This is a genomic window from Halotalea alkalilenta, from assembly GCF_001648175.1.
GTDB lineage: Bacteria > Pseudomonadota > Gammaproteobacteria > Pseudomonadales > Halomonadaceae > Halotalea > Halotalea alkalilenta_A.
Genome location: NZ_CP015243.1, coordinates 2,907,289 through 2,929,861, shown reverse-complemented (window position 1 = coordinate 2,929,861; position 22,573 = coordinate 2,907,289). Strand labels below are relative to the sequence as shown.

The following is a 22,573-nucleotide window of genomic DNA, read 5'->3' as shown; positions in this document are numbered from 1 at the left end:
CTCCTGCGCTCCCCGGTTCTCGCCGTGGATGCCGATCGGTTACCATGCAAGCGCTTTTCGTCTCGCACCGTCAGGACCCCGCCAATGCCACCACCCGTGATGCGTTTCCCTCCCCGGCTCGACCTCGCGCCGCTGCGCCGCGCGCTGTGGTCGGCGAGGATCAACCATTACTATCGCGAGGATGGGGAGGGCCAGTGGATCGTGCTCACCGATGCCACTCGCCTCGCTGAGGCGCGCGAGCTGGCCGAGCGCTGGCAGGCCGGCGAGCGCCTCGACGTGGCGGTTCCCCCGAAGGCCGCACGGGGCGGCGGCAGAGCCGTTGCGACGCTTTCGAGCGCGCCGCTCACCACGGCGCTGGTGGCGGTCTGCGTGGTGATCTTCCTGCTGATGCAGGGCCTTCAACTGATGATGGTCGAGGCGCTGGCGATCGCGCCGCTGACCTTTTCCGCCAGCGGTGTCGGCAGCGCTGGGCTCGGCGCGACGCTGGCCAGCGGCCAGCTTTGGCGCCTGTTCACCCCCGCACTGATGCATTTCGGTGTGAGTCACCTGGTGTTCAACCTGATGTGGGTCTGGTACTTCGGCCGTCAGATCGAGCTGCGCGGCGGTACGCTGGCGCTGGCGCTACTGGTCGCGATCACCGCGCTGGTCGGCAACCTCGCCCAGTACGCCGCAGGAGGCTTGTTGTTCGGTGGCATGTCCGGGGTCGTCTATGGGCTGCTCGGCTACGTCTGGCTGCGCGCGCGCCAGGCCCCGGCGAGCGGCTATCATCTGCCCCAGATGCTGATGCTGTTCATGCTGGGCTGGCTGGTACTGTGCATGACTCCGCTGGCGGTCTGGATCGGCTTCGGCAACGTGGCCAACGAGGCCCATCTCGGAGGCTTGCTAGCAGGCCTTGCCGCGGCGCTGGCGGTTCATGCGCGGGCTGTGGCCCGGTGAGTGATTTCTAGGAGATGACGATGAGCGAGATGACCTTCGACAAGATGGCGCAGCAGATGAGCCCGGAGATCTATCACAATCTCAGGCGCGCGGTGGAGCTGCGCAAATGGCCCGATGGGCGGATGCTTAGCCGCGAGCAGCTGGCGCTTTGTCTCGAGGCGATGATCAAGTACGAGCGCGAGCACCAGGTTCCCGAGCAGCAGCGTACCGGCTACCTGGACCGCACCAAGCATCGCGATGACGAGCGTGGCGGCGAACCCGAGGCCGAGCGGATCAAGTGGCGGGAGTGACCGAGCTCGAGCGGCGGTCAGCCGCCCGAATTCGCGCCTGACTGCGCTGGCGCCAGTGCGCGCCGCCGCGCTTCCATCCGCTCGAGGAACACCTTCATCACTCGGGTGTAGATCTCGCCGCCTAGAAACACGTCCTCCACACCGGCATCGATATTGGGGTTGTCGTTGACCTCGATCACCACCACCCGCTCTTCGCTTTGCTTCAAGTCCACGCCGTAGAGACCATCGCCGATCAGTCGGGTGGCCCTGAGCGCCGCCTTGATCACCTTGGCCGGCACGCTGGCCGGGTCGATGGTGTCGAAGCCGCCGCTGCGTACCTTGCCCTTGCTGTGGTCGTAGATCTGCCAGTGGCCACGCGCCATGTAGTAGCGGCTGGCGAACAGCACCTTGCCGTCGAGTACGCCGATGCGCCAGTCGTACTCGGTGGGCATCCATTCCTGCAGCAGCAGCAGCGCGGAGTCCTCGAACAACGTGCTCGCCTCGCGCACCAGCTGCTCGCTGGATTCGATCTTGACCACGCCGCGAGAGAAGGCCCCGTCCGGTACCTTGAGCACCTGGGGATAGCTTAAAGTCGCCGCCAGCCGGCGCAGCGCGGGGAGATCGCCGCGGTGCAGCAGGCGGCCGCGGGGGGCCGGTATGTCGTGGGTGCCGAGCAGGGCATGGAGATAGACCTTGTTGGTACAGCGCAGGATCGAACGCGGGTCGTCGATCACCACCAGCCCTTCGTGCTCGGCACGTTTGGCCATGCGGTAGGTGTGATGGTCGAGATTGGTGGTCTCACGGATGAACAGCGCGTCGAACTCGGCCAGGCGCCCCTCATCCTTGCGGGTGATCAGACTGACGTCGATGCCGAGCCGCCGGCCAGCGCGGATGAACTGCTTGATCGCCGCGCGATTGCTCGGGGGCAGGGTCTCGCCCGGGTCGACCAGCATCGCCAGGTCGAAGCGGTAACGCCTGCGTGCCGCCGGAGTACGCCAGACCTGGCGCGAATGTCGATTGAGCGCACGGGCGAAGCGCTCCTCTTCGTTTTCGCGCAGGGCCTCGAGCGGCAGCGGCTTGAGCCGTTCGAGCCGCCAGCCTTCGCCGCGTCGCCCCAGGCGCGCTTCGAGGATCGGTGCCGGCATCCGCTCGAACAGCCAGCGGCCGAGCCGCTCGAGGCCGGGCAGGCCGCTGTCGCCGAAGAACAGCCGCAGGCGCAGCTGGTCGCCTTCCAGCAGGCCGCGTTTGGCTTGTTCGGCGATCACCGCGTCGAGTCCGTCGAGCTCCAGGTGGGTCAGCGCCTTGCGCGACAGCTGGTTGAGCGTCTCGACGCTGGGCTGGACTCGCTGGCCGCGGGCTTGGGCGAGCAGCGAGACGTAGTAGCCGGTGCCGAGATAGCCGAGCTCGCCGCACAGGTTGATCACATGGGTGGCTTTGTCGGAGGCATCCAGGGCGAGGAAGTCCCGCGCGGTGATGACATCGTCGCTGGGATAGAAAGGGCGCCAATCGCTGATCCGATCGACGACGATGCGCAAGCGTGACATGGTGCTGATCCCGTATAGAGGCGGTGCGCGAGGAGCCCAGCATGCGCTAGCCTTGCGCCAGGGACAAGCGCTCGCCATCATGGCGTCCGTCGCCCTGGAGCCACGGACCCCCAATGACCGACGCCACCGCCAGCGTAGTGCTCGAACTGCGTACCGCGCACCCCGATGACCTCGACGAACTCGAGGAGCTGGAGTTCGACAGCTTCGACGGCGATCGCTTCAATCGCCGCCAGCTGCGCTATCTGCTCAGCCGCGCCCGCGCCGTGACCGTCGTGCTCGAGGACGTCGCCGGCACATGCGCACCGCCGCAGCGCATCCTCGCCTATGGCACCCTGCTGTTGCGCAGCAACAGCCACAGGGCTCGTCTCTACTCGCTCTGCGTGCATCCGGCCATGCGCGGCAGCGGCCAGGGACGTCGACTGCTGGTCGAACTCGAACGCCGCGCGCTCGAGCACGGCGCCAGCGAACTGGTGCTGGAGGTTCGCGCCGACAACCGCCGAGCGCTGGGTCTTTACCGCCGTATGGGATACCGCACCCTGCACTGGATCGATGACTACTACAGCGACGGCTGTGCGGCATGGCGAATGTCGAAGCCGCTGCCGGCACCCCTGGACTAAGCACTCCCCGCGAGAGCGTTCGCGTTTCGCCGACCCCATTTCTCATCGCCGCCGCACGATCCCTCGACTGGCGCCCCCATCGCTGAGCGGGTGCTCGATCTTGGCGCGTGGGCGCCGCTCGGGACGAACGGGTGGGGAAAGGGCGCCGAACCTGATGCCTGCCCGTTCGCGGTGAGCGCCCGAGGGATGAGGGCAGTGGAAGGAACCGCTCGTGGTGAGCCTCCTGTGCCATCGCGATGGCACTGCGCATGGACCTTGAACCCGAGTAGCATGGCTGTGTTGCCGCAAGCAGCGTGGCCGCATGTCTTTTGGTGCCGGGTGCCCGGTGGTGAGAATGGCTCTGGTCGTGGGCTGCTGCGCATTATGGTGAGCCTGGCTTCCCGTTGGAAAGATTTGTCTTCCCAGAACACGACCGGGCTTGCGGTAACCCTTTCTCCATCGACCCGTTCCCAGGAGCTATGAGATGGCCCACTTACCGGTATTGGATCCATTGGCAGCCTTCGTGGATGTCGGCAGCGAGCAGATGTATGTGTCGATTGCCGGGGGGGAGCCGAAGGTCTTCGGCACGTTCACGGCACAGCTGCATGAGCTACGCGACTGGCTGTTGTCGCAGAAGGTGAAGTCGGTGGCCATGGAGGCCACGGGGATTTACTGGCTGCCTCTGTACAGCGTGCTGGAAGCCGCGAAGCTACAGGTGCTGATGGTCAACGGTAAGCACACCCGCAATCTGCCGGGTCGCAAGACGGATATGAAGGATTGCCAGTGGGGAGCGACGTTGCACGCGCACGGACTCTTGCGGGCAGGCTTCGTGCCCCCAGCCGAGATCCGGCGCTTGCAGGATTACCTGCGACTGCGTCAGGACCACATCACGCTGGCCGCAGGGCATGTGCAGCATCTGCAGAAGGCCTTGGAGCGGATGAACATCAAATTGCACGATGTCATCAGCAACCTGGTGGGCCGCAGCGGCATGGCGGTGATCCGGTCGATGCTCGAGGGTGAACGCGATCCTGAGCGACTGCTGGCTTTGTGCGACGTGCAGATCCGCCAGCAGAAGGCCGAACGGATCAAAGCCTCTCTGCAAGGGACCTGGGCCGAGGAGCATCTGTTTGCGTTGCGCCAGGCGCTGGAAAGCTGGGAGCACTACCAGCGTTTGATCAGGGCTTGCGACCAACAGATCGAAGCGGTGCTCCGTTCGATCGACGTCGATCCTCCGACGTCGCCGCCGTCCAAGGCGCACAAGCGAGGCGGTGCCAATGCACCCCAGATCGATGACCTGCATCCGATGCTGGTGGCTCTGTGTGGAGGCAATGATCTCACCGTGCTTCCCGCCCATACGGACTACAGCGTCCTGCAACTCATAGGTGAAGTGGGAACCGACCTGACCCAGTGGCCGACCGAGAAACACTTCACCGCTTGGGCCGGGCTGGCCCCCGGGAGTCATCAGAGCGGTAAGCGCCAACGCTCGGCCAAGCGCAGGCGTAATCGTGCTGGGCGCCTGTTTTGCGTCATGGCCCGCAGCCTCGCTCGCAGCAAACACATTGCGCTGGGCGGTTTTTACCGTCGGATGGCGGGTCGCCGAGGTGGATTGATCGCCAATATCGCCCTGGCGCGCAAACTCGCGGCGCTGTTCTGGCGCGTCATGGTCAAAGGATTGGACTATGTCGAACACGGACTCCAGTACTACGAGGCACAGGCGCTGGAAACCAAACAACGTTCCATGCGTCGACTCGCCAAGCAGCTCGGGTTCTCCGTGACGCCTATCCAGACTGAAGCTCAAAATGCTTCTGCCTGAAAGTTGAGGAAGAACGATATGACGACCGCCCAATCTCCCCCCTGATCATCCCCCTGTCGAGGAGAACTCGGAGGGGGTTCATGGAAAGCGTCCGAGGGATGAGGGCAGTCGAACCACGGCCTCACCGCCGCCGCTCGATCCCTCGACTGGCGCCCCCACTGCTCGAACGGGAGGGGGCTCGCGGCGGCGTCGGTTCGCTTTAGATATGCGCGGCTAGCGAGGGCCATAGCACCAGCAGCGCGCCGAGTGCCACCAGCAAAAGCCCGAGGCGCTCGCGGCCGCCCACCCGTTCGCGCAGCCAGTGGCGTGAGAGCAGTAGGGTGAACAGCACCTCCACCTGTCCCAGGGTCTTGACCAGCGCCGCGTCCTGGAGCGTCAGTGCCGAGAACCAGCACAGCGATGCCAGCGAGCTGCTCAGGGAGACGCCGAACACCGCACGCGGGCGTGCGAGCAGCTTGCCGATCGTCGAGGGTGAACGGATCGCTAACCAGGCCATCAGCACCACTACTTGCAGGCAGACGTTCCATACCAGCGCCCAAGCGGCGGCCTGCATGAATGGCGCGTCCAGGGTCAGCGTGGCCTGGCGTACCAGCAGGGTGGTCAGGGCGAAACACACCCCGCTGCCGAGCCCGAGCGCAAGCGTGGTGAGATCGAGCTCACCCGGAGCACTGCGCCCTTTGAGCAACCACACCGCTACTGCGCCGAACGCGACGCCGAGCCAGCCCACCACGCCGAGCTGGGCGGCGAAGAAGGCGACTCCGAGGAGCGCGGCGAACAGCGCCTCGCTCTTCGCCAGGCCGACGCCTGCGGTATAGCTGCGGCGTTGGAAGAGCCGCACCATCAGCAGGGTGGCGATGATCTGGGCCAGGGCGCCTGCGCTGGCTGGAAGGATGAAGCCGAGGCTGAAACCGGGCAGTGGCGCAGGGTCCAGGGCGTAGAGCAAGCCGAGATAGCCGAATGCCAGCGGCGGTGCCCAGAGAAACCTGGCCAGGGTGACGCCGAGGGCATCGATTTCGCCGCTAAGGCGCTTCTGCTGGGCATTGCGCAGCGCTTGGGAGAATGCGGCGATCAAAGTGAACAGCGACCAGAGCATGGCAAGTTCCGCGCGAAAGTTCGATCGCGATGGTGCGATCAATGTCAGCCCAAGGCTGCGTTAATGAAATGGTTTATCATCCTCGCTCCAGCGGCGGGAGCCGAGTTCAGGGTGTCGGCCACCTTAGGCCGTCGTCGCGGAAGTTCACAGTGAAAAAGAGTTATTTCCAGGATTCCAAAGCGCTATGCAGCGTCGGGGGAGGGTCAATGGGGGGTAAACCAGGCAGCGAGCCGGAAGACCAGCCGATCGGGGTGGATGCGCCGCGCCCTCGACGCAGCCGCAGTCGCTGGGCCAGGACCATGTGGGTGGGTCTCGCCGTGCTGTGTTTCGCGATCGGCGTGGTTGGCATCTTCCTGCCGCTGCTGCCGGCCACTGACTTCTTCCTGCTCGCCGCGATCTGCGCATCCCGCGGTTCGCGGCGCCTGGAGCGCTGGATTCGTGCCAATCGGTTCTCCGGCCCGGCGATCGAGGCCTGGGAGCGCGAGCGAGCGATATCGCCGCTGGCGAAGTGCCTGACGGTGGTGATGATGAGCTCGAGCCTTGTGATCATCTACCTGCACACCGGCTTCAACCTGGTGTTCTGGGCGGTGCTCGCAGTGCTGGTCGCGGTGGCTGCGTTCGTCCTCAGCCGTCCATCTCCGAGCCGCGATCAGCGGGGTGACGCCAACTGAGCGCGGCCTATCGGATTCCGGCGTTGCAACGTCGCACGGGCGGTCGACGGCTCAGCGAATCACCGGCTCGCCGTGGAAGCGGCGACGCGAGGGCGGCGAGACGCCGAAGCCGACCTCCAGCATCAGTCGCGGCGCGCGCTGGGCCACGGTCCCCATATGGAAGCCGAACGGGTCCTCGGCAAAACCGTAGCCCGGTCCGCCGAGCAGGGTCAGGGCGTTGTCCTTGCCGTAGTCTGCGTAGACTTCATCGGCGCTGTGGCCGACCAGCGGGCTGAATTGGTGGCGCAGGCTGCGCTTTTTGTGGCTGCCGCGAAGATAGACGTGGGGCCCCTGGTCCGGTTCGACACCGCTTACGTAGAAGAAGAACTTGATCATCCGCCAGTCGTCGAGGTCGAAGTGATAGCGATCCTGGGAGGCAAGGTTCTTGTCCGCGTCGGACGCTTGCTGTGACGGGAAGCTCCACCACAGCCGGGTGCTGACCACGCGCGCCCGATCGCCCAGGTAGCGCGCGGCGACTTCGTGGAGCAGCGGGTCGCGCTGCACGCGCATCGCCGCGGGGCAGTCGAGCACTTTCTCGAAGTAGTGACCGCTGAGCAGGGCGCGACCGAAGCGCACTTCAGCTTCGGCGTACTGCGTGGCGTCGAGCTCCAGCCGGCGATCGAAATTGCCAAAGCAGGTCTCCCGGCGGGTGAAATCGAGGATTTCTGCGCAGATATCCTCCGGCAGTACCAGCCCGACATGGATTCCCTGGGTACGTACCTGCTCCACGACTTGCTGCGGCTCGACCCGTTCGAACAGGCTAGCGCGATTCGGTGTATCGGCCGCTCGATAAGGCCTCGCGCGGCGCCAGTGCAGGCGGCGAAACAGCATGATTCGCGCGAGTACGAACATTGCGATCCACGACGGGCGCTCGCGCAGGTCGGCCATGTAGGTCGGCAGTCTGGCGGCCATGCGGTGTAGCCTTCCCGAGCGACGTGCGATGGTTTCGAGATCGTCGGCTTTTTTCCTGGGCTGTCTGCTGGGCTGCATGAAAGCTGCGCTCCGAGTAGGGAAACGTGGTAAGGCATGACAACCGGCGCAGAATGATCCGATGGCGGGCGAGTCGATCAGCGTTCGCGTTCTGAAAGCTGGGGCCGCGCGAAGGATTCGTCCTCGAATCGATGCCGCGCCCAAGATCAGGTTCGGCGTCGAATGGATAAGTTTCAATTAGGTCGAAGGGGGTAGGGACGCAGGAGCTTAGAATGCGAACGATTTGGTGTGAGGGGTTCAGGCTGACAACGGCGCTCTGATTTTACTCGCTTTTTCCCCTATGATGTCCTATGTGGGCGCGCGGGCCTGATGCGCCGAATGTCGTTAGCCGATATCGTGCGCCGATGTCGAATACGCTCTCTACCTACACTCTCAGGCAGCGCAGGAACCTTCAATGGCCGAACCTCAAGCGATTCATCTCAAGGACTATCTTCCTCCGGCCTATCTGGTCGATGACGTGGCGCTCAAGTTCGATCTCGACGATCACGCGACCCGTGTTTCCGCCCGGCTCAAGATGCGCCGTCATCCACAGCGTGAGGCGGGGCTGCCGCTGGAGCTGTTCGGCACTGCGCTGCGCTTGACCCACATCGCGATCGAAGGCCAGCCGCTGGACGAGGATGAGTATCGCCTCGACGCAGAGCGGCTGGTGATCGCCAAGGTGCCGGAGCGCTTCGAGCTGACCACCGAGGTGATCATCGACCCGGCCGCCAATACCGCGCTCGAGGGGTTGTATCGTTCGAGCTCGATGTTCTGCACCCAGTGCGAGCCCGAGGGCTTTCGTCGGATCACCTACTATCCCGATCGGCCCGATGTGATGGCGACCTTCACCACCACGGTGATCGGCGATCGCGAACGCCTGCCGGTGCTTTTGTCCAACGGCAACCCGACCGAGTCGGGCGAGCTGCCCAACGGTCGGCACTTCGTTACCTGGCGCGATCCCTTCCCCAAGCCGAGCTATCTGTTCGCCTTGGTCGCCGGCGCGCTCGAGAAGGTCGAGGATCACTTCACCACCGTCAGTGGCCGCCAAGTGACGCTCCAGATCTGGGTCGAGCGGGAGAACCTCGACAAGACCGAGTTCGCGATGGGCGCGCTCAAGCGTGCGATGAAGTGGGACGAAGAGGCCTATGGGCGCGAGTACGACCTCGATCTGTTCATGATCGTCGCGGTCAATGATTTCAACATGGGCGCGATGGAGAACAAGGGGCTCAACATCTTCAACAGCTCCGCGGTGCTGGCCAATCCGGCGACCACCGTCGATGCCAACTTCCAGCGCGTCGAGGGTATCGTCGCCCACGAGTACTTCCACAACTGGTCGGGCAACCGGGTCACCTGCCGCGACTGGTTCCAGCTGGCGCTGAAGGAAGGCTTCACCGTGTTCCGCGACCAGAGTTTCTCCGCCGACGTCAATTCCGCACCGGTCAAGCGCATCGAGGATGTCAGCGTGCTGCGCACCATGCAGTTCGCCGAGGACGCCGGCCCCACCGCCCACCCGGTGCGCCCGGAGAGCTTCATCGAGATCTCCAACTTTTACACCCTGACGGTTTACGAGAAGGGCGCCGAGATAGTGCGCATGCTGCGCCAGCTGCTCGGTGCCGAGCGCTTTCGCACCGGGGCGGATCTCTATTTCTCCCGTTTCGACGGCCAGGCGGTGCGGGTCGAGGATTTCGTCTCCTCGATGAGCGAGGCGGGAGATGTCGATCTCACCCGGTTCATGCGCTGGTATGCCCAGGCTGGGACGCCGGTGCTCGATGTCGAAGGCGAGTATGACGCCAAAGCGCAGGTCTATCGGCTCAAGGTGCGCCAGCATACGCCTGCGACCCCTGGGCAGCCGGCGGAGCGGAAGCTGCCGCTGCACCTGCCGCTGCGGCTCGGTCTGCTCGACGCCGGTGGCGCGGCGATACCGCTGTGGCTCGATGGTGAGTCGCGCGGCACCGATACCGTGGTCGAGCTATTCGAGGCCGAGCACGAGTTTCGCTTCGAGCGCGTGCCGAGCGCGCCGGTACCCTCTCTGCTGCGCGGTTTCTCCGCACCGGTGAAGCTCAGGTTCCCCTACGACCGTGAGCAGCTCGCGCTGCTGGTCAAGTACGACGAGGACGGCTTCAACCGCTGGGACGCGGGGCAGCGTCTCGCCCTGGCGGCGATCGAAGAGGTGATGCTTGCACTGCAGGCTGGTGCCGAGCCGCGGCTCGATCCGACCCTGCTCGATGTGTTCACCCACCTGCTCGACACGCCGAGCGACGATCTCGCGGTGCTGGCCGAGATGCTCAAGCTGCCCTCCGAGGCCTATATCGCCGGCGAGCAGGAGGCGATCGACATCGACGCCATCCACCAGGCGCGGCGTTTCGTCACCAGGGCACTGGGCGAGGCGCTCGAGCCGCGCTTCAGGGCGCTGTTCGAGGCCAACCAGAGCGAGGCACCTTACGCACCGTCGTTCGAGCAGATCGCCCAGCGCTCGCTCAGAAACGTCGCGCTCGGCTATCTCTGTGCCACCGGAGGGGAGAAGGCGCTGCATCTCGCCCAGCACCAGTTCGAGCAGGACCGCAACATGACCGACGTACGTGCGGCGCTGACCCTGCTCGCCCACAGCGACGCCCACCAGCTTGGCGATCCGGCGGTCAAGGCGTTCGGCGAGCGCTGGGCCCACGATCCGTTGGTGATGGATCAGTGGTTCGCGATCCAGGTCACCCGGCCCCAGCCCGATGTGCTCGACCGGGTGCGCTTTTTGATGCGCCACCCGGCGTTCTCGATCAAGAACCCCAACAAGGTGCGCGCGCTCATCGGCGCCTTCGCCAATCTCAACCGGGTCAACTTCCACCGTCTCGACGGCGAGGGTTACCGGCTGGTCGCCGACGTGGTGATCGAGCTCAACCGGCTCAATCCCGACATCGCGGCGCGGATCGTCACGCCGCTGACGCGTTTCCAGCGCCTCGACGCCAAGCGCCAGTCGCTGATGCGCGCCGAGCTCGAGCGGATCCGCCGCGAGCCGCTGTCGCGCAACCTGTTCGAGGTGATCGAGAAAGCGCTGGCATAAGCGTAATCCGGCGATAACGCCCCGGCCTTGCACCGCTACCTGAAGTTGGACGCTGGTCCAGCTCTGGCGGCGGTGCAAGGCCGGGGCGTTTGGTTTTGCGCGGTCAGCGCTGGGGCTGGGGCTGGTCGAGATCGAAGCGCCCGAGGCGCTCGAAGGCGTCGAACTGGACCGCCGCATAGCGCGAGGTTCGCGCACCGCTGTGGGCAACGCCCGGCAGCCGGCTGAACGACCAGGCGAACGGCAGGCCGAGATCGCTGGCCTCGCGGTGGGCACTGCGATAATAGAACCACGCGCGCTGCCGGCGATCGCTGCCCTGGGCATCCGCGCCTGGGCTGTGCCGGGGCGGCGGCGTCGCGTCAGCGTCATCTTCGGCGCCAACGGTGACCAGCAGCGGCCGTGCGAACAGCTCGGCGAGCTCCTTCGACCCGACTTCGACCGGTGCGTCGGCGAGTCCGTAGGGCCAGGGGATGTGCCGATCCGGTAGCGTCCACCAGCCGGCCGCCGCGCATACCGCGGCTTCTACCCTGGCGTCGGGCAGCAGGGTAAGCATGCGATGGACGAACTGGCAGCCTGCGCTGTTGCCGTAGAGATAGTAGCGCTGGCGCGAGGTGTGGCCGCTGCTGCGCAGCCACTCGAACAGTTCGTCGATGGCGGTGAAGGCCCATTTCTCCCGAGGGGCCGGCTGGCCGTCCCGATCGTTGAGCCGGCCGAGGTTGTAGCCCTCGGCACCGGGATAGGCGCGCTGGGAGAAGCGCGGCGCCACCACGACGTAGCCATAGCGATCCGCAGCCTCGCGCCACTCGTCACGGTAGGTGGCGGCATTGCGCAGCAGGCCGCTGAGCACGATCACCACCGGTGCATCGAGGCCGGCACCGGCGGGGCGGTAGGTGAACAACACCATGCGCTCGCCATCGCTGCGCTGAAAGCTGAGCTCGGATGCCCCTTGCGGCAGCTCTGCCCGGGCGTGGCCGAGCAGTGCCAGCAAGCACAACCCCAAGATGATGATCCGCACCTCGATCCTCCTTGAAGTTCCTTTCAGGCCTCGCTGCTGGTGAGCGCCTGGGATCGAACCAGGCCTCATCGCCGCCGCTCGATCCCTCGATGCTCGTTCCTCGCCCTCGGGACGAACGGGCAGGGGGCCGTGAAAGCCGCCGACGGTCCACCCGCTGTTCGCTCCCTCGATGCGCGTTCAAAGCATGTGGTGAGCTTGTCGAACCTCGCTGCCCTCGGGACCAACGGGCCTGGAAGTAAATTCCCCAGTGATCCGTTCAGCCCATCGGCAGCGGCTGTTCGAGCACCCGGCGGAGCACGAAGCTCGAGTGGGCGCCGGTGACGCCTTCGATCCGGGTGATGCGATTGAGCAGCAGGTCGTGGTAGTCGTCCATGTCGCGGACGATCACCTTGAGCTGGTAGTCGGCCTCTTGGCCTGTGATCAGCAGGGCCTCGAGCACCTGGGGCAGCTCGCGGATGCGCGCTTCGAAATTGGCGAAGCGCTCGGGGGTGTGCTGGTCCATCGATATGTAGAGCAGCGCCATCAGTCTCAGGCCCAGCTTCTTTGCATCGACCTCGGCGCGATAGCCAGTGATCAACCCGCTCTCCTCCAGTGCGCGAACCCGGCGCAGGCAGGGTGAGGGGGAGAGGCCGATACGGTCGGCCAGGTCCTGGTTACTGATCCTGCCTTCGCGCTGCAGCAGTTCGAGGATGTGGCGATCGAAGCGATCGAGACTGTAGAGGGGCTCGGCGGCGTTCATCTGGGCTCGCTCTCGAGGGGGTGGATTTCAATATTTCTCGTTTGTCTGCAACATGATGCCATAAAGGTGGGTTTGTGGGGATTTTTAAGCAATATAAGTCGTTCGTGCGCGGCATATACTATGCACGTTCAAGCGTCGGGGCCTCTTTGCGCCTCACCGCCGTCATTTTCGTCGAGGAGTGATCATGTTCAACGCCCGTTCCGGTGCCTTCGATCATCGCAAGTACCGTCCCGCGCCCAAGGTGCCGTCGTTCGATCGCCGCTGGCCCGATGCCGAGATCACCAAGGCGCCAATCTGGGTCAGCGAGGATCTCCGTGATGGCAACCAGGCGCTGCTCGAGCCGATGAGCGTGGAGCACAAGAAGCGCCTCTGGGCGCTGCTGGTCGCGGTGGGGATCAAGGAGATCATGGTCGGCTTCCCCTCGGCGAGCCAGCCGGACTACGACTTCGTGCGCTGGTTGATCGACGAAGACCAGATTCCTGGCGACGTCACCATCGCGGTGCTGGTGCAGGCCCGCGAGCACCTGATCGAGCGGACCTTCGAGGCGCTGCATGGTGTGCCCAGGGCGATCGTGCATCTCTACAATTCGACCTCGCCGGTGCAGCGTGAGCGGGTGTTCGGCATGGACCGCGCCGGGATCATCGAGATCGCCCGCCAGGGTACGCGCTGGGTGCGTGAGCGCGCCGATGCCCGCCCGGGGACCGAGTGGCGCCTGGAGTACACTCCGGAGAGCTTCTCCAGCACCGAGATCGATTTCTCGCTGGAAATCTGCGAAGCGGTGCTCGACGTCTGGCAGCCCACCGCCGAGAACAAGGTGATCCTCAACCTGCCGACCACGGTGGAGGTCGCAAGCCCCAACCACCACGCCGATCAGATCGAGTATTTCTGCCGCCACATCAGCCGGCGCGACTGCGTGATCATCTCGGTGCACACCCACAACGATCGTGGCGGCGCGGTGGCCTCGGCGGAGCTCGCGCTGCTCGCCGGTGCCGAGCGGGTGGAAGGTACGCTGCTCGGCAATGGCGAACGCACCGGCAACATGGATATCGTCACGCTTGCGATGAACCTCTACAGCCAGGGCGTCGATCCGAAGCTCGACCTCTCCCGCCCCGACGAAATCATCGAGGTGGTCACCGAGTGCACCCAACTGCCGGTGCACCCACGTCACCCCTATGTCGGCGAGTTGGTCTACACCGCCTTCTCCGGCAGCCACCAGGACGCGATCCGCAAGTCGCTCAAGCGCCAGGGCGAAGACGAGCCCTGGCAGGTCGCCTATCTGCCGATCGACCCGCGCGACCTGGGCCGCGACTACCAGGCGGTGATCCGGGTCAACAGCCAGTCGGGCAAAGGGGGCATGGCGTTTTTGCTCGAGCGCGATCACGGCATCAGCCTGCCGCGCTGGATGATGCTCGAACTCGCTCCCCACGTGCAGCGCGAAAGCGAGCGTAGGAGCGGCGAGCTTTCGAGCGACGATGTGCGTTCGATCCTGGTGCGCGAGTACGCCGTCGCGGCGCCCTATCGGCTCAAGGGTTATCGCAGCGATCGCGGCGATGGCGAGCAGCTCAGGGTCGTCTTGGCCCATGGTGAGCAAGAGGTGATCGTCGAAGGCGAAGGTAACGGGGTGATCTCTGCTTTCATGGCGGGATGGGAGCGCATGAGCGGGCAGCGGGTGAGCGTGATCGACTACAGCGAGCACGCGCTCGGCGAGGGTAGCGACGCCAATGCGATCGCTTTCGTCCAGCTCAGCGTCGAGGGCCGGCGGGTGTGCGGCATGGCGGAGGATGGCGATACCGTCAGCGCGTCGCTGAAAGCGGTGATCTCGGCGCTCAATCGGGCGATGGTCGAGCGTGGCGAGGTGGTTGGAAGCGGCGAGTCGCTGGCGGTGTGAATAGCACAAATCGAAAAAGTGTGACGTTTTCTCCCTATCGTTTGCACATTTTCAATCTATATTAAGTTTTGTCGGTTCGAGGTTCCCTGCCGACATCCCTGATTACCGCGGTGGAGAGTGTTTCCACCGCGGTCTTTTTTTCGTGTCCTAGCTGATCAGCCAACTGAGCACCAATAGCCCGAGCAGCAGCCAGATCACCCCCGCCACCAGCGAGCGGCGCAGCAGGGCGCGTATCCCGGTGTAGAGCAGCATCAGGCCGATCACCAGTACGACGATGCTGGCCACCGAGTCGCTGACGCCGAGCGCCCCGGTCAGCCCATGGACGAACCCTCTGGCCGCGTCGCTGATGCCGGAGAAGAAACCGCCGAGCAGCTCGACGACGAAACGGATCGCATTGCCGATCGTCCGCCCCAGGGCGTTGAAGAAATCTTGCATCGTGCTTGCACTCCTTGTGCGGCTCGCGGCCCGGCGCCAGGGCGGGGACCGCGAGAATGTCAGGTGGGCATCTGTGCCTTCAGCCAGCGGATCTCTTTGTCCCATATCTCGGGTTCGATGGTCTCGAGGATCATCGGGATCTCGTCGATCCGCGGCTCGTTCATCAGACAGCGAAAGGCGTCGAGCCCGATGTTGCCGCGCCCCAGGCTATGGTGCCGATCGACCCGGCTGCCAAGCGTGCTCTTGGCATCGTTGAGGTGCATCGCCTTGAGATAGTTCAGTCCTAACACCGCGTCGAGCTCGTCGATCACCGCGGTGCAGCTCGCCTCGCTCCTCAGGTCATAGCCGGCGGCGAAGGCGTGGCAGGTATCGATGCACACGCCTACCCGTGATTTGTCCTCGACATGTTCGATGATCTCGGCGAGCTGCTCGAAGCGAAAGCCCAGATTGGTGCCTTGGCCCGCAGTGTTCTCGATCACCGCGGTGACGCCCCGAGTGGCGTCTAGGGCGAGGTTGATCGATTCCCCGATCCGCGCCAGGCAGTCGTGCTCGTCGATCTTGTTGAGATGGCTACCGGGGTGGAAGTTGAGCAGGGTGATGCCCAGCTGCTCGCAGCGCTGCATCTCATCGAGAAAGGCGGCGCGTGACTTCTCGAGCCCCTCGCGTTCGGGATGGCCGAGGTTGATCAGATAGCTGTCGTGGGGAAGGATCTGGTGTGGCCCATAGCCATGCTCGGCGCAGGCCGCCTTGAACGCTTCGATGCTCTTTTCTTCCAAGGGCTTGGCGTTCCACTGGCGTTGGTTCTTGGTGAACAGGGCAAACGCCGTTGCCTCGATCTCGACAGCGCGGGCGACCGCCTGGTCGACGCCGCCCGCCGCGCTGACGTGGGCTCCTACGTATTTCATGCATGCTCCGCTCAAGGGGCTTGGGGTCCGGCGTACCGGCCGAGGGTTGGCGCATTATCCAGGATCGAGCGCGAAAGATCAGCGCGAGGGCTCGAACGACACGCCATCGAGCAGCGCATCGAGCCGGGCGAGGGCGTCCGGGCTCGAGAACGGCGACTCGCGCGGCGGGTCGAAGACCTCCCCGTTCACCCCGAAGACCAGCGCATCGAAGGCGTAGCAGCGGCCCTCCACCACTGCGCGATAGGCGTGCCCGTGCAGGTAGTGGCTCATACCGGCGTCATCGATGTCGAAGCGCTCGAAGCGAGCGCCGTCGATGATTCGTTCACTGCTCGCGGAAGAGGCGGTGGCCGTCGCTGGAGCGTCCATGCAGCGAGCCAACGCTTGAGGGTCGTTGCTTTCGCCAACGCGTAGTTCGGCCTGGGCGATGTCGTCGGAATCCGCCAGACGCAGCGCGATGATCGAGCGCCCGGGCTGTTCGGCTTGCAGCTTCCAACCCTGGTCGGTGAAGTAGCCAGGCTCGAACGGACCACGTTCGATGCCCTCGGGCACGGTGATGGCAAGGCCGCTTTCACCGTCTTCGAAGCGCTCGGGTTGTGGCCCGCAAGCACTGAGCGCGAGCGCGCCAAGCCCAAGGCAGAACCGTGCCCCGACCGGAAGTCTGATCATCTTCGCTGCTCCTATTTACCTCGTGTCTTCGAGGCAGCATAGTCGCCCGTCGCCATGGGTCCCCGATTCCATCGTCGCTCGATGTGCCCGATGCATGTTGGGACGCACCGCGCGACCCACGCTTGACCGACGCCTCGCGCAGGGCGAGGCTGCCCGGTCTCGCTGTGGGATGTTCTACTTTCTGATCAAGCGGAGTTCGCGTGTCTGCAGATCGTACCTCTTGGCTCATCGCCCTGCTGATGGCCTTCGTCATGCTGATGCCGATGGGCATCGATATCTACCTGCCGGCGCTGCCCGATATGGGCCGGGATTTCTCCAGCTCGATCGAATCACTGCAGGTGAGCATCACCTTGTTCTTGTTCGTCGCTGGTTTCGGGCAGGCATTGATCGGGCCATTGGCCGATCGCTTCGGCCGGCGGCCCGTGGTGCTGGCGGGCGTGCTCGGCTACGCGGCCGGGTCGCTGCTGGGCGTGTTCGCGCAGGAACTGACGCTTTTCTATCTCGCTCGTGGGATCCAGGGGCTCGGCGCTTGCGCGGCCTCGCTGGTCGCCTTCTCCGCGGTGCGTGATCGGTTCTCTCCGGTGCAGGGCGCGCGACTCTACAGCTACATGAATGGTGCGCTTTGCGTGGTCCCGGCGCTGGCACCGGCGCTCGGTGGTTTTCTCGCGATCCACCTCGGCTGGCGCAGCACCTTCGTGTTCATGGCGCTGTTCGCTTTACTGCTGGCCGGTGCGATCGCGCTGCGCTTCGACGAGACCTTGGCGCCCGGGCGCCGAGCCGGTGGCCCGATCTATCGCTGGCACCGCTATGCGCCGGTGCTGTCGAGCGGAAGCTTCTACTACTACGCGGGGCTCGCGCTCGCCGGCATGGCGATGATCCTGGTCTTCGTCGCCAGCGCGCCGGTGATCCTGGTCGAGCGGCTGGGCCACTCGCCGATGGTGTTCAGCCTCTGGTTCGGCGCCAATGCGATGGTCAATATCGTCGCCTTCGTTCTCGCGCCGCGTCTGCTCGACCGACTCGGGCGCGTGCGGCTGATGCGCATCGGCATGTGGGTGCTGGTGGCTTCCGGCGTGCTCAATCTGCTCGGTTGGGCGCTGCTGCCGCTCGGTGCACTGGTGTTCATGCTCCCCGTGGCGACGCTGACGATCGGCTTCTCGCTGGCGCTGGGGGCGACGCTGAGCCTGATGCTCGAGCCTTTCGCCGACCGGGCCGGCACCGCCGCGGCGCTGTTCGGTACGCTGCAGCTGAGCGGTGGCGCGCTGCTGGCGACCTTGCTATTGGCCACGCCGCTGCCAGCGCAGCTGGCGATGGCGCTGATCGCCATCGGTGTGGTGTTGCCGCTTTTGTACTGGGCGCCTGGGTCGTCGAATCCGCACGACGGTGATTCGAGCGCACGATGATCCGAAGCCGTGGTCTCTCTTTTCGCCGGTGATCAACGTGGCGCCGCGGCGTTCTTTCGCCGCTGCAGGCAGGGCGCAAACATTGGCGCGGTGAGCGATTCACACGCCTGCTTACCCGCTGGATACGCTAAGCTTTTAGGGTATGCTTTTTTTTACACAGCAAGGGTCGAGTGGCAAACAAATCTCACGTTTGCCATCGCCCAGGCATGTGATGCTAAATAGCGGCCGCCGCAAAGAAATCGCAGGCTAGCCCGGTCTGTCGCGAGGCGCCGGGACGAGACGGTGGCGGTCCGCGGGCACCGTCATCCAGGTATCAAGAGGAGTTTTTCGTGCCTTTTCGCTTTCAACCGTGTCATCCCGAGCGCTCCTCCGCGCTGCTCCAGCGGGTCGCCGCACTTTCTTTGGGTGTGATCGGTCTGGTCGGTCCCCATTTCGCGCTCGCGTTCGATTTCGACGATGTCGCCGAGCAGGCCCGTGAACTATCCCAGCGAAGCTATTCGGCGCCGTCCAGCAACCTGCCCAGCGCGCTGCAGGATCTCGATTTCGAGCACTACTCCCATATCAAGTTCAAGGACCAGTACTCGCTCTGGCGTGGTGAGAACCTGCCTTTCGATCTCGGCTTCTTCCACCAGGGGATGCACTACGACCTGCCGGTGAAGATCAACGAGGTGGATGGCGAGCAGGTGCGCGAGCTGCACTACAGCCCGGACCAGTTCGATTTCGGCGACAGCCAGGTCGATCCGGCCTCGCTCAGCGATATCGGCGGTTTCGCCGGGTTCAAGATCAATTACCCGATCAAGGGCAGCAACAAGCAGGAAGTGATGGTCTTCCTCGGTGCCAGCTACTTCCGCGCGATCGGTACCGATCAGCGCTACGGCAGCTCCGCCCGGGGACTCGCGATCGATACCGCGCTCTCCTCCGGCGAGGAGTTCCCGCGCTTTCGCGAGTTCTGGGTCGCCAAGCCCAAGAGCGACGACCGCTATCTGGTGGTCTACGCACTGCTCGACTCGCCGAGTACCACCGGCGCTTATCGGTTCGTCGTGCGTCCGGGTGACGACACCATCGTCGACGTCAAGTCGCAGATCTTCCTGCGTCACCAGGTCACCAAGCTCGGCGTCGCGCCGCTCACCAGCATGTACCTGTTCAGTCCGTCGCAGCCTTCCTCGACGCTCAACTATCGCCCGGCGATTCACGACGCCTCGGGGCTCGTCGTGCGCACCAGCAGCGGCCCCGATGACGACCAGTGGCTGTGGCGCCAACTGATGAATCCGCGCCGGTTGAGTATCTCCAACATCGATGCCGCAGGACTGCGCGGTTTCGGCCTGATGCAGCGCAGCCATGATTTCGACGACTACCAGGACCTCGATGATCGCTACGACCAGCGCCCGAGCGTATGGATCGAGCCGACCAACACCTGGGGCGAGGGCAGCGTCGAACTGGTCGAGATCCCGACCCCCGATGAGACCAATGACAACGTCGTCGCCTTCTGGCGTCCGGCCCAGCAGCCCGAGGTCGGCACGCCGCAGGAGTTCTCCTATCGGATGACCTTCACCCGCAACGAGCAGCGGCTGCAGAACCCGGATATCGCCTGGGTCGACCAGACTCGCCGCTCCCAGGGCGAAGTGCGCCAGGCAAACCTGGTGCGCGAGCCCGATGGCTCCACCGCCTATGTGGTCGACTTCCGCGGCCCGAACCTCAAGGGGCTGGATAGCAATGCCGGCGTCACCGCCGAAGTCGATGCGGGCGAGAATGGCGAAGTGGTCGCCGCCGAGGTCAAGCGCAATCCGGTGACCGACGGCTATCGCATGATCCTGCGGGTCAAGCCGAACGACGCATCGAGGGCCATCGATCTGCGCGCCTTCATCAAGGACGGCACCGGTAGGCGGCTGTCTGAAACCTGGAGCCTCATGAAGCAGCCTGATGCCTGATCAGATTCCCACTCCCTTCAACCCCGCCCGTGACTACCTGGAGCGCTTGGCGCTCCAGGCGCGGGGAATCAAGGCGCGGCGCGAACTGCTCGGCCATGCCGAGCAGGAGCTCTCCCTCGCCGAGGTGCACCAGCGCCTCGGCGGCGGCGCCACGCGCGAGGACGACCCGGCGAGCGTCTCGGTTCTTCACCGCCTCGAGCTGATCTACGGCGTCGATCGCCTGGCGCCGCCTTCGGTGCTCGGGTTCGATCGGGCGGGGCGGGTGCAGCTTGCCACCACGCCGCCGATCAACCGCACCCCTATCGCGCCGAAGCCATGGACCACCGGGCCGATCGCCCGGGTGATCAAGGGCATCCGGCTGCGCATGGGTAAGGCCCAGCCATGGATGAGCAAGCGCGAGGCGAGCGAGCGGCCGGCGAAGCCGCGCTGGCGCAAGGTCGGGATGGCCCGCCGGGTGCTGCTGCTGGCGCTGGTGGTGGCGCAGAGCGTGCTGGCGATCAGCTACATGAGCACGGTGCTGCCGCAGGATGGGCGTACGCCGCTCGAGTTCTCGGTGATGGTGCTGTTCGGCCTGCTGTTCGCCTGGGTCTCGTCCGGGTTCTGGACCGCGCTGATGGGCTTTTTCCAGCTGCTCACCGGGCGCGATCGCTATTCGATCAATGCAGATGAAGTGGACACCGAGGCGCCGATCGCAGCGGATGCGCGTACCGCGCTGGTGATGCCGATCTGCAACGAGGACGTCAGCCGGGTCTTCGCCGGACTCAAGGCGACCTATCTGTCGCTCGCCGATGCCGGCCAGCTCGAGCATTTCGACGTCTATGTCTGCAGTGATTCCTATGATCCCGATATCTGCGTCGAGGAGCAGCACGCCTGGCTCAGGCTTTGTCGCGAGGTCGAGGGATTCGGGCGGATCTTCTATCGCCGCCGCCGTCGGCGGGTCAAGCGCAAGAGCGGCAACATCGATGACTGGTGCCGCCGCTTCGGTGCCAACTACCGCTACATGGTGGTGCTCGATGCCGACAGCGTGATGAGCGGCGCCTGCCTCAAGCGTCTGGTCCAGCTGATGGAAGCGCATCCCAACGCCGGCTTGATCCAGAGCGCGCCGATCGCCGCGGGGGCGCATAACCTCTACGCGCGTCTGCAGCAGTTCGCCACTCGCGTCTACGGGCCGCTGTTCACCGCGGGGCTGCATTTCTGGCAGCTCGGTGAGTCCCATTACTGGGGCCATAACGCGATCATCCGGGTCGATCCGTTCATGCGCTACTGCGCGCTGGCGCCGCTGCCGGGCAAGGGCTCGCTCTCCGGCGAGATCCTCTCCCACGACTTCGTCGAAGCGGCGCTGATGCGTCGCGCCGGCTACGGGGTATGGATCGCCTATGACCTGCCGGGCAGCTATGAAGAGATGCCGCCCAACCTGATCGATGAGCTGCAGCGCGATCGTCGCTGGTGCCACGGCAACCTGATGAACTTCCGGCTGTTCCTGGTCAAGGGCATGCACCCAGTGCACCGTGCGGTGTTCCTCACCGGGGTGATGTCGTATCTCTCCGCGCCGCTGTGGTTTTTGTTCCTGGCGCTTTCCACTGCGATGCTCGCGGTCACCACCTTCTCGGTACCGCAGTACTTCACCCAGCCGATGCAGCTGTTTCCCACTTGGCCCGAGTGGCACCCTTGGCGCGCGGTGGCGCTGTTTTGCACCACGCTCACATTGCTGTTCCTGCCCAAGTTCCTAAGCGTCATCCTGATCGCGGTGAAAGGGGCGTCGCAGTTCGGTGGCACGCTCAGACTGTTCGTCAGTATGGTGATCGAATCGCTGGTATCGATGCTGCTCGCACCGGTGCGGATGCTGTTCCATACCCGCTTCGTGCTCGCCGCGCTGTTCGGGATCAAGGCGAAGTGGACGTCCCCCGACCGCGAGAGCAGCGAGACCAGCTGGGGCGAGGCGACCCGGCGCCATGGTGGCCAGACCCTGTTCGGGATTCTCTGGATCGCTGGGGTATTCATGCTCGACCCGCGTTTCTTGATGTGGCTCTCGCCGATCGTCGGTGCGTTGGTGGTGTCGATCCCGGTATCGGTGATCACCAGTAAGGTCGGGCTTGGCCTCGGTGCAAGGCGCAGACGGCTGTTCCGCATCCCCGAGGAGTCCAACCCGCCGCGCGAGCTGCGCCGGACCTGGAAGTTCACCGCGATCGCGCGCGAGCGGCACGCGGCACCGAGCTTCGTCGAAAGCGTGGTTTCCCCCGCGGCCAATGCGCTCGCGTGTGCGATGGGGGTGGCACGTCACGGTGAGTCGGAGGCGCTGGAGGCGCAGCGGCAATCGATCGTGCGTCACGCGCTGGTCGCCGGCCCCGACAAGCTCGAAAACGGCCTGCGGCTCTCGCTGCTCGATGATCCGGTGATGCTCTCGCGGCTGCACTACGAAGTGTGGGAGCGTCACGATCGCTTCCCCTCCTGGATCTCGAGCACCTACGGGGAAGAGCAGCTGCCCAGGCGGCTCGCGCTCTGAGAGCTTTTCGATTCGAAATCCCAGAGAGATCGAACGTCGTTCGGCCACACAGCGCCACCCGGGTCCAAGTGAACCCTGCAGGCGAGGCGCCCGCGTTGATTGCGAGCGCCTCGCC

At 64.9% G+C, this 22,573-nt stretch carries 18 protein-coding genes; 10 read left to right on the top strand and 8 right to left on the bottom strand.

What is annotated here, in order from left to right:
• Positions 1 to 84: 84 nt before the first annotated feature.
• Both A5892_RS13085 and A5892_RS13080 read left to right on the top strand, forming a co-directional pair.
• Positions 85 to 936: a rhomboid family intramembrane serine protease gene (locus tag A5892_RS13085; protein ID WP_223302664.1), complete on the top strand. Its 852-nt coding sequence runs from the start codon at positions 85 to 87 to the stop codon at positions 934 to 936.
• A 20-nt stretch (positions 937 to 956) separates the two neighbouring features.
• Positions 957 to 1,226 (top strand): YeaC family protein, encoded by a 270-nt coding sequence (locus A5892_RS13080; RefSeq protein WP_064123179.1) that lies wholly within the window; start codon positions 957 to 959, stop codon positions 1,224 to 1,226.
• Between the two features lie 17 nt (positions 1,227 to 1,243).
• Here A5892_RS13080 and A5892_RS13075 read toward each other — a convergent pair whose 3' ends face one another.
• A complete protein-coding gene (locus A5892_RS13075; protein WP_064123178.1) occupies positions 1,244 to 2,749 on the bottom strand; it encodes a RimK family protein in 1,506 nt (501 codons plus the stop codon).
• Positions 2,750 to 2,862: 113 nt separating this feature from the next.
• Between A5892_RS13075 and A5892_RS13070 the strand changes: the two genes are divergently transcribed.
• Both A5892_RS13070 and A5892_RS13065 read left to right on the top strand, forming a co-directional pair.
• Positions 2,863 to 3,366, top strand: a complete 504-nt coding sequence (locus A5892_RS13070; RefSeq protein WP_064123177.1) for a GNAT family N-acetyltransferase — start codon at positions 2,863 to 2,865, stop codon at positions 3,364 to 3,366.
• Positions 3,367 to 3,829: 463 nt separating this feature from the next.
• Entirely contained in the window at positions 3,830 to 5,158 is a 1,329-nt protein-coding gene (locus tag A5892_RS13065) for an IS110 family transposase (RefSeq protein ID WP_064121411.1), read from the top strand.
• Positions 5,159 to 5,357: 199 nt separating this feature from the next.
• Here A5892_RS13065 and A5892_RS13060 read toward each other — a convergent pair whose 3' ends face one another.
• Entirely contained in the window at positions 5,358 to 6,251 is an 894-nt protein-coding gene (locus A5892_RS13060) for an EamA family transporter (RefSeq protein WP_064123176.1), read from the bottom strand.
• Between the two features lie 206 nt (positions 6,252 to 6,457).
• Here A5892_RS13060 and A5892_RS13055 point away from each other — a divergent pair, with 206 nt between their 5' ends.
• On the top strand, positions 6,458 to 6,922 hold the full coding sequence (locus tag A5892_RS13055; protein WP_082890451.1) for a YbaN family protein: 465 nt from the start codon (positions 6,458 to 6,460) through the stop codon (positions 6,920 to 6,922).
• A gap of 51 nt (positions 6,923 to 6,973) precedes the next feature.
• On the opposite strand, the gene A5892_RS13050 is transcribed toward A5892_RS13055, so the two are convergent.
• Positions 6,974 to 7,873 (bottom strand): hypothetical protein, encoded by a 900-nt coding sequence (locus A5892_RS13050; protein ID WP_223302663.1) that lies wholly within the window; start codon positions 7,871 to 7,873, stop codon positions 6,974 to 6,976.
• A gap of 472 nt (positions 7,874 to 8,345) precedes the next feature.
• On the opposite strand from A5892_RS13050, the gene pepN reads away from it, so the two are divergent.
• A complete protein-coding gene (gene pepN / locus A5892_RS13045; RefSeq protein ID WP_064123174.1) occupies positions 8,346 to 10,982 on the top strand; it encodes an aminopeptidase N in 2,637 nt (878 codons plus the stop codon).
• A 103-nt stretch (positions 10,983 to 11,085) separates the two neighbouring features.
• Here the strand turns inward: pepN and A5892_RS13040 are convergent, their stop codons facing one another.
• On the bottom strand, positions 11,086 to 11,994 hold the full coding sequence (locus A5892_RS13040; RefSeq protein WP_082890450.1) for a hypothetical protein: 909 nt from the start codon (positions 11,992 to 11,994) through the stop codon (positions 11,086 to 11,088).
• A gap of 256 nt (positions 11,995 to 12,250) precedes the next feature.
• Positions 12,251 to 12,733 carry an Lrp/AsnC family transcriptional regulator gene (locus A5892_RS13035; RefSeq protein WP_064123173.1) on the bottom strand — a complete coding sequence of 161 codons (483 nt, stop codon included), beginning with the start codon at positions 12,731 to 12,733 and terminating at the stop codon, positions 12,251 to 12,253.
• 184 nt (positions 12,734 to 12,917) lie between these two features.
• Here A5892_RS13035 and A5892_RS13030 point away from each other — a divergent pair, with 184 nt between their 5' ends.
• Positions 12,918 to 14,621 carry a 2-isopropylmalate synthase gene (locus A5892_RS13030; protein WP_064123172.1) on the top strand — a complete coding sequence of 568 codons (1,704 nt, stop codon included), beginning with the start codon at positions 12,918 to 12,920 and terminating at the stop codon, positions 14,619 to 14,621.
• A 147-nt stretch (positions 14,622 to 14,768) separates the two neighbouring features.
• On the opposite strand, the gene A5892_RS13025 is transcribed toward A5892_RS13030, so the two are convergent.
• The 3 genes from A5892_RS13025 to A5892_RS13015 form a co-directional block, all read right to left on the bottom strand.
• On the bottom strand, positions 14,769 to 15,056 hold the full coding sequence (locus A5892_RS13025) for a hypothetical protein (protein WP_027350433.1): 288 nt from the start codon (positions 15,054 to 15,056) through the stop codon (positions 14,769 to 14,771).
• Positions 15,057 to 15,115: 59 nt separating this feature from the next.
• A complete protein-coding gene (nfo, locus tag A5892_RS13020) occupies positions 15,116 to 15,961 on the bottom strand; it encodes a deoxyribonuclease IV (protein ID WP_064123171.1) in 846 nt (281 codons plus the stop codon).
• Between the two features lie 78 nt (positions 15,962 to 16,039).
• Entirely contained in the window at positions 16,040 to 16,627 is a 588-nt protein-coding gene (locus tag A5892_RS13015; RefSeq protein WP_064123170.1) for a hypothetical protein, read from the bottom strand.
• 200 nt (positions 16,628 to 16,827) lie between these two features.
• Here A5892_RS13015 and A5892_RS13010 point away from each other — a divergent pair, with 200 nt between their 5' ends.
• From A5892_RS13010 to mdoH, 3 genes are all read left to right on the top strand, one after another.
• A complete protein-coding gene (locus tag A5892_RS13010) occupies positions 16,828 to 18,027 on the top strand; it encodes a multidrug effflux MFS transporter (protein ID WP_223302662.1) in 1,200 nt (399 codons plus the stop codon).
• A gap of 329 nt (positions 18,028 to 18,356) precedes the next feature.
• Positions 18,357 to 19,955, top strand: a complete 1,599-nt coding sequence (locus A5892_RS13005) for a glucan biosynthesis protein G (protein WP_223302661.1) — start codon at positions 18,357 to 18,359, stop codon at positions 19,953 to 19,955.
• A complete protein-coding gene (mdoH, locus tag A5892_RS13000) occupies positions 19,948 to 22,458 on the top strand; it encodes a glucans biosynthesis glucosyltransferase MdoH (protein ID WP_064123169.1) in 2,511 nt (836 codons plus the stop codon). Before A5892_RS13005 ends, mdoH begins: the two co-directional genes overlap by 8 nt.
• The last annotated feature ends 115 nt before the right edge of the window (positions 22,459 to 22,573 follow it).